Annotated in this window: 9 protein-coding genes and 2 pseudogenes; 5 read left to right on the forward strand and 6 right to left on the reverse strand. The window is 42.3% G+C overall.

What is annotated here, in order from left to right; genetic code table 11:
* Window positions 1-71: 71 nt before the first annotated feature.
* Window positions 72-3,068 carry a zinc-dependent metalloprotease gene (locus IQ274_RS22645; protein WP_194143500.1) on the reverse strand — a complete coding sequence of 999 codons (2,997 nt, stop codon included), beginning with the start codon at window positions 3,066-3,068 and terminating at the stop codon, window positions 72-74.
* A 904-nt stretch (window positions 3,069-3,972) separates the two neighbouring features.
* Here IQ274_RS22645 and IQ274_RS38060 point away from each other — a divergent pair.
* Window positions 3,973-4,563, forward strand: a pseudogene (locus IQ274_RS38060) (pentapeptide repeat-containing protein); the annotation flags it as partial.
* On the opposite strand, the gene IQ274_RS38065 reads toward IQ274_RS38060, so the two are convergent.
* Window positions 4,446-4,694, reverse strand: a complete 249-nt coding sequence (locus IQ274_RS38065; protein WP_416209846.1) for a hypothetical protein — start codon at window positions 4,692-4,694, stop codon at window positions 4,446-4,448. The pseudogene IQ274_RS38060 and the gene IQ274_RS38065 overlap by 118 nt on opposite strands.
* Here IQ274_RS38065 and IQ274_RS38070 point away from each other — a divergent pair.
* The 4 genes and pseudogenes from IQ274_RS38070 to IQ274_RS22665 form a co-directional block, all read left to right on the forward strand.
* Window positions 4,576-5,367: pseudogene (locus IQ274_RS38070) on the forward strand (pentapeptide repeat-containing protein); the annotation flags it as partial. The gene IQ274_RS38065 and the pseudogene IQ274_RS38070 overlap by 119 nt on opposite strands.
* 165 nt (window positions 5,368-5,532) lie before the next feature.
* Window positions 5,533-6,603 (forward strand): LOG family protein, encoded by a 1,071-nt coding sequence (locus IQ274_RS22655; RefSeq protein WP_163927413.1) that lies wholly within the window; start codon window positions 5,533-5,535, stop codon window positions 6,601-6,603.
* A gap of 561 nt (window positions 6,604-7,164) precedes the next feature.
* Window positions 7,165-8,487, forward strand: coding sequence for a D-alanyl-D-alanine carboxypeptidase (locus IQ274_RS22660; protein WP_194143502.1), 1,323 nt, complete (start codon window positions 7,165-7,167; stop codon window positions 8,485-8,487).
* Window positions 8,488-8,801: 314 nt separating this feature from the next.
* Window positions 8,802-10,019, forward strand: a complete 1,218-nt coding sequence (locus IQ274_RS22665; RefSeq protein ID WP_194143503.1) for an HhoA/HhoB/HtrA family serine endopeptidase — start codon at window positions 8,802-8,804, stop codon at window positions 10,017-10,019.
* Between the two features lie 168 nt (window positions 10,020-10,187).
* Here the strand turns inward: IQ274_RS22665 and IQ274_RS22670 are convergent, their stop codons facing one another.
* The 4 genes from IQ274_RS22670 to IQ274_RS22685 form a co-directional block, all read right to left on the reverse strand.
* A complete protein-coding gene (locus tag IQ274_RS22670; RefSeq protein ID WP_163927410.1) occupies window positions 10,188-11,090 on the reverse strand; it encodes an MBL fold metallo-hydrolase in 903 nt (300 codons plus the stop codon).
* Between the two features lie 11 nt (window positions 11,091-11,101).
* A complete protein-coding gene (gene panD / locus IQ274_RS22675) occupies window positions 11,102-11,485 on the reverse strand; it encodes an aspartate 1-decarboxylase (protein ID WP_012409102.1) in 384 nt (127 codons plus the stop codon).
* Window positions 11,486-11,621: 136 nt separating this feature from the next.
* Window positions 11,622-12,134 (reverse strand): inorganic diphosphatase, encoded by a 513-nt coding sequence (locus IQ274_RS22680; RefSeq protein ID WP_114084032.1) that lies wholly within the window; start codon window positions 12,132-12,134, stop codon window positions 11,622-11,624.
* A 354-nt stretch (window positions 12,135-12,488) separates the two neighbouring features.
* Window positions 12,489-12,677, reverse strand: a complete 189-nt coding sequence (locus IQ274_RS22685; RefSeq protein ID WP_114084033.1) for a hypothetical protein — start codon at window positions 12,675-12,677, stop codon at window positions 12,489-12,491.
* Between the last annotated feature and the right edge of the window lie 674 nt (window positions 12,678-13,351).

A 13,351-nucleotide genomic window follows, 5' to 3' on the forward strand; every position in this document is an offset into this window, starting at 1 on the left:
TTTTATTTCTAAAACAGAAACTTGATGTATTTTGCCAAAGAGACGCGATTAATCGCGTCTCTACAACTTTTTTAATTCGCTTGCAACGGTGCATTCAAGACTTTCTCGATGCGATCGCGTGTTTCTAATAAATGCGCTTTAGTGTATTCATCCTCAGAATTAACTCCCTTGAGTTTCTCATCTAGTTGTTTTAGTTTATACCAAGCCAGAGTCCGAGCATCTTCTGGGACATATTCTTTTCGCAACACCATATTAGTCAAAATGTCCAGGTATTGGCGCTGCAAGCCTCGCCGTAAACTGGCAATCTTCATTGGTTTACCTTTTGGTTTAATTACTTCTGTCCAGATACCTGATTGCAAAGTGTCAAATAGTTCCGGTAGAGTCAGTGCATTTTCCGCCTTAGTTTTAAGTTCAATATCTTTGAGGCGAGAGAGGCGATCGCCTGAGAGTAAATCTCGCAATACAGAACCCTGCATGAGCAGCACCAAGTCATGAATAGGAAAATCCAAACGACCAACTTGGGGAGAACTACCCCAATGTCGCCAACGGGAAGGTGCTAATTTATTCAGTAGTTCTGGTGAAAAGCTCAGAGCATCTTCTGCAAACAAATATTTTTGCAAGGTTTCTAAAGCTTGTCGTTGTTCTTTAACTGGTACTGCTTCAAATGGTAATCGCTTTTGCCCAACTCCAGAGGGGATTTCGCTAGGGTGAATGCGATAAAAAGACTGTCCGCCGATGTATTTAGTGGTGTAATATATTTGTTGAAAATAGTTACCCAATACTGTGCTAAAACGCTCGCTGACATCGCTGTAACTATCACCAGCTAATGGATAACGCTTATCGAGACGTTCCCACATCACCCGCGAATTATTCAACTGCCACTGTGAATAAAGCAGCACATTTCCACTGTTATCCCAAGCATCAGCAGTTGGATCAAGGTCATAGACATCTTCATCTGTAGAATAACTTAACTCTGGCTTATAGGATTGGGCAGCAATTTCCTCCAAAATTGGCTTTTCTGCTATGGGAGTTGATGTCTTAATTGGAATATAGCCGTATTTAATCGCCCATTCATCATAAGGCCCCACCATACTAGGAAAATAATCTCCCTGTTTTGTCCCTTGAGGGGCAATATTTGGGGGAATGTAGTCCATTACGGAAGTTGTCAGACCTTTATTTTTGGTAATTTCTGTATTATTCATCTCCTCTGGTGCTAGCAGAGTACTACCACGAAAGTTATGACGTAAACCAAGAGTATGTCCAACTTCGTGAGCGATGATTAAACGTAAATATTGATTGATATATTCTTTCACCTGATCTGGAGTGGCCATGGTATCTGGCAATAGTGACATCGCCAGGGAACCAAGGGCAAACTGGTTAGCAGCTTCCATCCCATAGCATAAATCGTACTCGCCTGCCATTTTAGATAAACGGTTCAACAACTCTTGTTGCCCTGGCATCTGCTTGGGTACACCATTGTTTTTGCCATCTAAACCATTGGCGCAAAGTAGACGATTTTGCATCAAAGCTGATAAGGTCGTCTGGCTTTGGGTTTGGCTGGGTTGGACTATTTTGCGATACTCATTTTTAAGCGCCCGGACAAAGCTGGCATCTACGAGAATGTCTGCATCTAAAATTTCTCCAGTCAACGGATTAACGCGGGATGGCCCCATTGCAAAATAACCATCGACTGTGTTAATCCAGCGAATTGTGTTGTAACGAATATCTGCTGGGTCCCATGTTGCGTCATCTGGCATCTGGCGGACTTCAATTGCATCCTTGAATCCCGCTTTGAGAAAGGCTTTGTTCCACATTAGGATGCCTTCTTTCATCGCATCGCGGTACTCTAAGGGCACAGCGTTATCAATCCAAAAGACAATCGGTTTTTTGGGGCGAGAAATTAATGCTTTTGGGTCTTGTTTTTCCAAATCCCAGCGATTTATGTAACGGACAAAAGAATCGCCCTTATCGTCTTTGGATAAATCTTGGTAAGCGGTGATGAAATACCCAATGCGATCGTCAGCAAAGCGCGGTCGATAATCTTTTTCAGGTAGCTGGGAGAGACTATAGTGGACGCGCAAGGTATAGCCACGGTTATCAGCTAACGAGCCAAAACTTGGTGTTTCGCTGTCACGATCGCTGCTACCAGAGAAATTTAAAACTGACTCAATTTCTAAGTTTTGTGGAAAAGCTTTAGCAGTACCAAAATAGGACTGGTCTGTGGTTGCTGGGACTCCTAAACTTGCAGATAATCCGCCTAAATCTGTCAGTAATAAATCGCCCAAATCGATGAGAAGAGTTTTGCGTTGGGGATGAATGCTTTTTATGGAAATGCTGTAGAGTACAGAATCACTAAAAGACCGAGCTAGCGATCGCACTTGAGGATCTCCCTCACGAGTGCGAAAATTAACATTACGGATGACAAAGTTTAATTTATCATCTACCCGTTGGAAATAAAACAAAAAATCTTGTAGAGGCATACCACTGTAAATACCCCGTTCACCAATGCCCGATTCTAGGGTTGCCGTAGCGAGGTAATTTTTATTAAGTTGCTCTGGCTTAATTTCTAGATAAATTTTATTCTTTTCTTTATTGCGATAAAGAGTGAATAGCCCCCCTGACTTTTGGGTGTCTTTCACTACTTCATCAAAAACCTCTAAATCATCCTTTGCTGCTGGTGTTTTGGTAGGCTTAGGCTTTTCTGCGGGTTTTGCAACTTGTAAAAATGGTTGCTGTCCTGCTTTTTTAGAATCTTTTACTACCCAAATAAACGGTTTAGGCTGTACGTGTTTATTTTGATTAACCACCCAAACTTGCCCTGACGGTAGTCTCTGTTTCTGAGAAATATTGATATTATTTAGCGATAATGCTGAGATTTTAGTTGAAGAAGTTTCTGCCGTTAACTGATTATTGGCTGTAACTACGCCTTTTACAACCCCCACAGCCTTATGGTTCGCTGAAAAATCTGGATCAATTCCATTGACAAATGGTGATTTGGCGTTAGCTGTTGTTATTCCTAAAAATAAACCATGTAACAAAATCATATAAAAAGTTAATCTGTTGTTCATCGCATCAATCCCCCAATAACGATTCGGTAGTTAATTTTTAACTTTTGCAAAGTTATGTAGCCTGCTTTTTCTGATTCTTTTAGCTGCTTTATATAAAGCAGTAAAGTTTAGACTTCAATTTTAGTTGCCATTTTTCCGCAATGTTCACGCTGTTATACAGATGGATTTTTCCTAACAATTGCGTCTCTTACAATGAGTAAGTATTATTTTTACATCAGACTAGTAAATATCTGGGGAAAAAAGTATAACAAATCAACCAAAATCGGAAAATTACTTGATTTTTGAAAGATTTTTTCCGATCACACTTATTTACATCAAGAGAAGAAGCTTGACGTGACTAAGGGTTAGCGAAAAGCCACCCTTCAAAAACGCCATCAGTGTAGCCCATCATAGATATCGACAACGCATGATATTTTTCGTGTAGTATTTATTGATACTATTTATTTTTCGCAATGATAAGCAAAGTAACAAAGAAAAAATTTTAGTTCCAGATTATCAAAACAGTAATTTAAATGTAACAACGGACACAGAAATGTCAACATATTTATCTCAAGTTTGGCAACTGCTGAGAAATTATGTGAGGGATATAAGCTTACAAGAGATGCCAAAGACCACATCGGTGGAAACTAAAGTCGGTTTATCTCCAGGAAAAAGTATTAAAGTAAACAAAAGCGTTAAATTTGCTCAAGGTAATTTACAGGAAGATTTATGGTTTCAAAGACTGCAAGAAAGCTTAGAAAAATGGACAATATCAAATAGCAGTTTGACTTCTAAGATAGGCGATCGCATATCGGGGCCGCTACCATCAGAGTTATGCTTAAAAGTGCGCGACCGCCAGATGCATGAAGAGATTTATGATTTACTAGGCAATGGAGCGCTGAAATCAGAAATAGTCAACCAAATAATGGAATTGGTTGTGACTAGTCAAAAGATTGACCCAGAAGTGCTTTTTTGGCGGCTAGAAGATTTTTATCGTCGCTGGTGTCAGGGAGAATTTATTGATGCCACACCAGATGATAACCTGCCTCAGAAAACAAAATTAAAGCTAGCAACTCAAAATATTGCGATCGGGCTGAGACAGGTAGACATCTATACAGGATTGAACGTACTGATTTTACTGTTAGAGTTACACCGCTACGCCCAAGAGCAAGATGAACTCAAAGAAAAAATTACCTTCTATCCATCAGCCCAACCAGATACAGACAATTTTTTCACATCCCAACTGCTGCGGATCATTAACTATAGCGATGCCCTAGACATTGGCAACTTTAGCAGTATAGTCGGGCAATTCCTCAAAGGTGGTAACTTTTGTAGTGCTTACTTGGGAGATGCCAACCTCACCGGGGCAGACTTTAGCGGTGCTGACCTCAGCCTTGCTTATCTCGGCGATGCCAACTTAACTGGCGTAAACTTCATAGGTGCTAACCTTAGCGGTGCCAACTTCGGCGATGCCAACCTCAGTGGGGCTAACCTCACTGGTGCTAACCTCACTGGTGCTGACCTCAGCAGCACTAACCTTAGTGGTGCTAACCTTAGCTGTGCCAACCTTAGCCGCGCCGACCTGAATCGTGCCGACCTTAGCAGTACCGACCTTAGCCGCGCCGACCTCAGTCGCGCCGACCTCAGCCGCGCCGACCTCAGCAGCACCAACCTCAACCGCGCCGACCTCAGCAACGCCATCCTTTTTGGTGCGAATTTAAGTGAAGCCAACCTCAGCAACGTCAACCTTAACCATGCTGATCTCTGCCGCGCTGACCTCAGTGGTGCTGATTTGAGTCATGCCATCCTCAACGGTACTAACCTCAGCGACACAATTCTTTTCAGCACCAACCTTAGTGATGCCATCCTCATGGCTGCTGACCTTAGCTATGCCAAACTTAATGGAGCCAAACTAAACAATGCCAGACTTAACGGTGCAATGTTCTTAGGCGCAGACCTTAGCGGTGTAGACCTGAGTCGGGTAAGCCTCAACGAAGCTGACCTCAGTGGGGTAATTCTCAGCGAAGCCGACCTCAGTGGTGCCGATCTCACCGACGCGATCCTTTTTGGTACAGACTTCAGCTATGCCAACCTTAACAGTGCTAACCTCAGTGGCAGTAACCTGAGTGGTGCGATTCTCAATGGCGCGAATCTCAGCCACAGTAACCTAAGTTACGCCATTCTCAGTGGTGCAGACCTCAGCGATGCCAATATGGAAAAAATGACTTGGGGTAAAAAACAGCAATGGGAAGGTGTGCGGGGATTAAAGACAGCAGTTAATGTCCCGGAGGCATTGAAAGAAGAACTGGGGTTGAACTGAGGGGACGTGGTGACATCTTTATTTATGTCCTTCGCGTCCTCAGAATCTCTGTCGTTTTTAAATTATTCAGATGCTACGGGATATTGATATTCAGGGGGCTATATCCCGCTTGCTAGAGTGTAAGTCATTCACGTAGAATATAATGCCATTGTTGCGGCAGTTCTCATGACTTCATCTGCGTCGTTTGACACATTAGAGTCTTTACAGGCGGATATCGCTGAATTGATCGCTCGTTTACCGACATTAAAAAATCGGCAGCTTATTCAGCAAGCACTTGCTACTATTGTTCGTCTAGCTGATACCGAAATTGAGCGTCTCGATTGGAAAATATTGTCGGCTGCGTTAGCAGATATGGAGCGAGGTTTCCAGCTTTTTTATGATTACCGACACGTTCGCAAAGTCACCATCTTCGGTTCTGCTCGTCTAGCGCCAGATACGCCAGAGTACCAAATGGCCCTTGAGTTTGCTCGCGCTGTTTCTCAATTAGGATTTATGGTGATGACCGGCGGTGGCGGTGGAATCATGCAGGCGGGTCACGAAGGTGCTGGGCGAGAAAATTCCTTTGGATTAAATATTCAATTACCCTTTGAACAAGAAGCAAACCCTTTTATAGAGGGCGATCCCAAGCTAATTATTTTCAAATATTTCTTTACTCGCAAGCTTTTTCTCCTCAAAGAAAGTGATGCTGTAGCCTTATTTCCGGGAGGCTTTGGCACTCAAGATGAAGCTTTTGAATGTATGACATTAAGCCAGAATGGTAAGTTTGGCCCAGTACCTCTAGTTTTAATTGACCATCCTGGTGGTGATTACTGGCGGTCTTGGAGCGAATATATTGATAAGCAATTAGTCCAAAATGGTCTTGTCAGTCCTGAAGACCCCAGCCTTTACACGGTGACAGACAACCTGGATGTGGCTTGTGACGCTATTACTCGTTTTTACCAGGTTTATCACTCCTGTAGATATGTAGGCGAGCAATTAGTCATGCGTCTGAAGACAGATATATCAGACTATCTTGTAGAGCAACTCAATGCTGATTTCAGTGACATTATTGTTAAAGGACGGATTGAAAAAAGTCAGGCATTACCTCAAGAAGCACAAGATGAAACGGTTGAACTACCACGCCTCATTTTGTACTTCAATCAACGCGACTTAGGGCGTTTGTATCAGATGATTGCCACAATTAACCAAATGGGTAATGTTTCATCAGAAGATGCAGCACACCCAGAAAGAAAGTAGAGTTTAGGGGTGGATTTTTCCACCCGTATCCCAATATTTTTGACAGCCTTCACAGGCTTATTGCCAGTTTAATATCTTTTGGATCGCTAAAGATTTGACTCTATGAAAGCGACATAATAACGCAGGCGATCGCAACAAACTTCTCACCACTCCAATGTCCTTTTTTCAGTTTATCTCAGGCTAGATAGACGAAAAAAATGTTGGATGATTTTGATGTCTTCATAATTTAACTTAGCTGATATGTCTGCTTTAGGATGACTTTGAAAGAGGTATTGAAGAGGAATTTACAATGTATCTAAATTATTGTCAATTTTTTAATAAAAAATGATGAAATATGAAGAGTCAATTCGCTTTGCCTCCTTTATACTGGCTTTCAAGAGACGTGGCTCTTAGAGTCAGTCTTTTTTTGTAAAAAGTATAACGAAACTCATGTGATTCACCTTACTTTCAGATGTTTAATGCACCAGTTATTGTGACTCAATGCTGATCTGCATAAAAAAGCGTGTATATTAGCACAGGAAATAATATAGAACATCCTAAACACATATAGAGGAATAAAATATGCTGGAATTATTGGGTTCAGGTTTGGTGTCACTCTGGCTGGAAATGGCCGGGGTACAAATCAAGCCTCTAGATGCCTTAGATGCTTTAACTTGGCAAAGTAGCCCTGGCTTAGTTCTTGCCCCCGATCCCAATCCAACTGGGGCAACTACGGTGCAAGAATATCTGAAAAAGCTCATCACATCAAAAGTGGTGGCGCAAAATCTGGCTGAGAGTCAGGGCATTTGGATGCAGTCGGGGCCAATGCTGATGGCAAATCACCAAGGTACGACACCTCTCCCTGCTGCCTCTTTAACCAAAATTGCCACTTCACTAGTTGCTTTGAAAACTTGGGGCCCAGATTACCAATTTGATACTTTGGTGAGTATCACCGGGCCAGTGGTAAATGGAGTTGTGCAGGGCGATTTGGTGATTACAGGCGGTGGCGATCCTTTGTTTGTTTGGGAAGAAGCGATCGCTCTGGGTAATACTCTTAATAAAATGGGTATCAAGCAGATAAAGGGAAATTTAATCATTAATGGCAGTTTTGCCATGAATTTCCAACGGCAGCCGATGCTGGCGGGTATGATGCTCAAGCAAACGCTAAATCGTGCAACTTGGGGCCGCCCTGCTATTTACACACACTCAATTATGGCTAAGGGAACGCCCAAGCCTCAAGTAGTCATTTCGGGTACGGTGAAAGTTGAGGCACAACCAAACCCCCAACAAACTTTGTTACTGCGTCATCGTTCCTTACCCTTGAAGCAACTAATCAAGGAAATGAATGTTTACAGTAACAACGATATGGCAGAGATGCTAGCAGATTCAGTGGGAGGAGCAGCTGTAGTCCAATCCACTGCTGCTAACCTTGCTAGGGTGCCACAAGTGGAAATTCAGTTAATTAATGGTTCTGGACTAGGCCCCGAAAATCGCATTTCCCCCAGGGCTGCCTGTGCGATGTTTATGGCTATTCAAAGTGAGGCATCTGCCCATCAGCTAAATCTGGCTGACTTGTTCCCGATGTCTGGGTTTGATCACCGAGGAACGCTACACTCCCGACACATTCCTCTGTCTACTGTGATCAAAACTGGCACTCTTAGAGATGTGAGCGCTTTAGCTGGAGTGATGCCCACACGCGATCGCGGTTTGGTTTGGTTTGCTATTATCAACCGTGGGACAAATGTTTGGGGTTTGCGGACTGGACAAGACCAACTACTGCAAAGTGTTGTTAAACAATTACAACTACCTCTCACCGTTCCTGTTAACCTCACTCCCCACTCAGCCATCAACTCTTTACCCCAGCTAGGTGCAATCAGTCGGAATGAAATTTTATTCAAAAGTTAGTTCATCATCCGATCAGGTTTTGAACCAAAAGTGAGTATGGGTGTCCCACATCTCCTTTTATCGGTGTCACTACTTTGAAACTTCTAGTTTTATTAGCAATCCAAAAGTTTTATTGATGGGTAAAAACCGAACTTGTAAAGGGTGAATGTCCATAATAGCTTTTGGGTTAAATTTTCCATTAACTTGATTATAGGTAACTCGTAAAATGCCCTAACCACAGGATTGCTAAGGCAGGCGAAACCTGAAGTAAAAATAACTGTAAATAGATTTGTCACGACTAAGCAACAATTAAGCTTATAAATTAGGTTGTGATTATGCGATTTCCCAAATTACCCAGATCCATACGTCAACTCAGTAGTTATGTTTTAGCGATCGCGCTCGGAGTTGTGCTAACGGTTAGCACATTGCAGGTGTTGCCCTCCCAAGCCGAACCCGCACCCCCAATAACAGATACAAATACTTCACAACTGATTGCCCAACGACAATCACCAGCCACAGGTGCGATCGGTACTAGTAGCTTTGTCACCGCAGCAGTGAATCGTGTCGGTTCAGCAGTTGTTCGCATTGATACTGAGCGAACAATTACTCGTCGCGTTGATCCATTTATGGAAGACCCATTTTTCCGTCGGTTTTTTGGTGATGGTTTCTCTCAACAAATGCCGCCTTCTGAGCAGTTACGCGGTTTAGGCTCAGGTTTCATTATTGACAAGAGCGGCTTAGTTATGACTAACGCTCATGTGGTCGATAAGGCTGATAAGGTAACAGTCCGACTCAAAGATGGCCGCACCTTTGAAGGCAAAGTTCAAGGCATTGATGAAGTTACAGATTTGGCAGTAGTCAAGATTAACGCTGGTAACGATTTACCAGTCGCACCCTTGGGTTCTTCCACTAATGTCCAAGTCGGAGATTGGGCGATCGCAGTTGGTAATCCTTTAGGATTTGATAACACCGTTACTTTGGGAATTGTCAGTACTCTCAAACGTTCCAGCGCCCAAGTTGGCATTAGCGACAAACGCTTAGACTTCATTCAAACTGATGCCGCCATTAATCCAGGTAACTCTGGCGGGCCACTATTAAATGGCCAAGGTGAAGTGATTGGCATTAACACAGCGATTCGTCCCGACGCGATGGGTATTGGTTTTGCCATTCCTATTGATAAAGCGAAAGCGATCGCAGCGCAACTGCAACGTGATGGCAAAGTTGCTCACCCCTATTTAGGCGTGCAAATGCTAACTTTAACACCCGCTCTTGCCAAGCAAAATAACACCGATCCCAACTCTCCTATTCAAATACCAGAAATTAATGGTGTTTTTGTAATGCGAGTAGTCCCAAATTCTCCAGCTGCATCTGCCGGTATCCGACGCGGGGATGTAATTCTGCAAGTTGATGGTAAAGCTATTACCAGCGCTGAACAATTGCAGAACGTTGTGGAAGACAGTCGTCTTGGTCAAGTATTACAGGTGAAAGTGCAACGGGGTAATCAGACACAGCAGCTTTCAATCCGTACAGCCGAGTTGCAAAATGCTTCGTAGGAGTTAAAAGGGCGGTTAGAAACCGCGTCTACACAAACAAAACCCACCTCCGTGGGTTTCAAACCCTTAATTTTTTCTTAGTCCGCGGAGGCGGACTTTGCGTGTTTAGCAGCGAATTCCATTCGCTTAAAGCTGGGGTAAATTTCCATTTTGCCAATAGAGCCTAAATCACTTCCCAACAGCTAAAACTAGACCTTCATGGGCTAATACTGCTTCAGGAAAGGCAGATTTAATATCGACTTGAACCCGATCAAGAAAATCATCGTGGTCATCCGGGTGATGATGAGAAATAGCTAGCCGTTGCACACCAGCATTCAGAGCTGCATTCACCGCAGCTTGCCAGAGTAAATCAGCAGAGTCATGGTTGTGAGACGTAGGGGGAGTGTATGTGGCATTGGCAATCAGCAAATCAACGCCTTTAATAAACTCTAAAATCCGCTCTTGCTCCACTTGCTCGGCATTCTGGTGCAAATCCGTGACGTATGCAACACTATAATCTTGCCAACTAACTCGGTAGCCAACTGAGCGCTGAGTTTGATTGATTAATGCGGTTGTAATGATGACATCATCTAGCTTTACATCACTGTCTGGAATGAGATTATAAAACTGCAATTCCGACTGCATTACCTGTAAAGGATAAGGAAAGTGGGGCTGGAGCATCTGATCGTACAAACATTGTTTGATTGAGGCTCCATTTGAAGCAGCTGTGCCGTAAATATGAAAGCAATTTTCTCCAATAAATGCAGGAGCAAAAAAGGGAAACCCTTGAATCCGATTTGATTGACAGTTGGTAAAAAATAAATGGGCTTGTATTGGCTGTTGTAGTTCTTGCCAAGTTTTACCTAGTATGCGTAAGCCAGTACCGCCATCAAAAATCAGGCGTTGTCCACCTACATATATTTCTACACAAGCAGTATTACCACCATAGCGGTTGGTGCTGGTGTCTGGGGTAGGAATCAAACCCCGTACACCCCAAAATTGCACAATAAACTCACCTGCTGGGCTACTTGGCAGGGTAGCAGACTTTTCAGGTATGTAGCTCTGGGAATCCGACAACTCAAAATTTGACATTTTCCTTCAAATTAGACCTTAACGAGCAGGTCATCGTAGCGCCGAACTTCCAACAGCCTGTTTTTTTCGTCCACAATGACTACCGTAGGAGAGTAATTTTTTAACTCTTCTGGAGTGAACTGCCCGTAAGTCATTATAATCAAGCGATCGCCAATAATGCCTAGACGTGCCGCACCCCCATTTAGCTCAATTACTCCTGAATGGGCTGGAGCCGGGATCGCATAAGTAATAAAACGCTGACCGTTGGCACTATTAACTACTTGAACTTGCTCATAAGGTAAGATCCCAGCTTTTTCCAAAAGGATTTCATCGATGCTGATACTACCCACGTAGTTGATATTCGCCCCCGTAAGGGTGCAATTATGAATTTTTGCCAAAAGGAGAGTACGCTGCATTTTGGTTTAGGATTTGGTGGCAGTTTCGTAACAAATGAAATTTATGAGTAGAGACGCGATTAATCGCGTCTGTAAAGGAGTTAGGATTGAGGAATAAAAATTTATAACTCTTAACTCCTAACTCCTAACTCTTCTATTATCCTCTATAAGCTTTGACGGATTTTTCTACTAAAGCTGCAACCTTGTCCACATCTTGCCAACCGAGAATTTCAGTCACCTTTTTTTCCAAATTTTTATAACTACGGAAAAATTCGGCAATTTCATCTAAGCGGTGTGGCGCTACGTCTTTCAGGGATTTTACCTGAGTGTAACGAGGATCTTTGTCGGGAACACAAAGGATTTTTTCATCGCGATCGCCACCGTCAATCATCTCCAAGAAGCCAATTGGTCGTGCAGCAATAATACAGCCGGGAAAGGTTGGCTCGTCAATTATGACCATACCATCTAGGGGATCGCCATCTTCAGCTAAAGTATTGGGTACAAAGCCGTAGTCATAAGGATATTTTACCGAGGAATAAAGTACTCGGTCTAGAGCAAAAGCTTCTAGTTCCTTGTCGTATTCGTATTTATTTTTACTTCCGCCAGTAATTTCAATCAGAACGTTGATTAAACCGGGTTTCGGTTGGGCAGGAATACGAGATAAATCCACAAAAAAGTCCTCTGATAACAGTGAATCATGGGGGCACTCAGTCAGCTTCGCTCCCCGTGTAGAATTTTAGGGCAATATGGATCTCTGATGGGGAATTGGGAATTGGGAATTGGGAAGAGAATTGTTCAATAATTCTTCGTCTCCCTTGTCCTCCTCATCTCACCACTCCTATGAAAAATGGAAAAAGCGTTGCGAAGTTACTTCGCAACGCTTTTTCCAAGAGTGTATTATTTTCTCCCGCCCTTGATTGCTGTTGGAGGGATTTCTGCCCCTACTCTGTCAAGGCACCCGAAACCTGGAGTCACACTATACAAATTCAGGTTATTCCTGATGAAATGCTACTGGAAAACTTTATCAATCTTTACTTCCTTGTAGGTTTTGGATCAGGGGTTGCTGGTTATTTTGAACATTAGTTGAAGAATAGTGGGCGATGACAAATACGGGTAGGGTAAGAGTCAATAGAGCGATCGCAGTTCCCACAATGTCTGCCAAACGTTGGGAATATGTGTCGGTAGAATTGGCAGACTGGCTATTTGAATTCATACAAAGTTGAAGTTATTCGTAACACTGTGTAGGTCTACTCTCTGATTGAGAGTCTTAATGCTATGTTAGCTATTTTTAAACTGTAAAATGTGTAGCATCTTACAATCTAAACCAGTTATACAACTGTCATAATAGCCTTTTTATACATGGAGTTCTTAATACAAAGTTACAACTAAACAAATTATGTTTTATTTTGTAATTAATATTTTCAGATGTTTCCCTGTATGGTGTAATGGTTTGCATACGCAAACCCAACTTTGAGAGCATCATAAATTACATTTTTTCGCTGCTTAAAGATTAATTAGCAAAACATATTTGTCTGATACTTCATGATTATAACATCCTAAAATGCCTTTGATAAGGTCATTTTACTGGAATTGTTAATTTGTGATACAGGACACCAAACCGCAAAAGCACTGAATATCTATCAATGGTTTCGATTGTTATCCGGTAGTTATACACACAAATATTTGACACCAAAGAAGGAATAATAGGAATGTTTTTTATAACCAATCATAATTACCGAAGAAATACAGATACATTAACTGTGTTAGGCTGCATAGATTCAGTGATAACACTAAACAAATATTTCAGAATTTAAATTTTCAAATCTGTGTAATATCACTGCATTTTTGTCAATCTATATATAGGTAGAGTAAATAATATTTTAGAAG

Origin of the sequence: Nostoc sp. LEGE 12447 (assembly GCF_015206985.1) — a bacterium.
In the GTDB taxonomy this organism is placed as follows: Bacteria; Cyanobacteriota; Cyanobacteriia; order Cyanobacteriales; family Nostocaceae; genus Nostoc.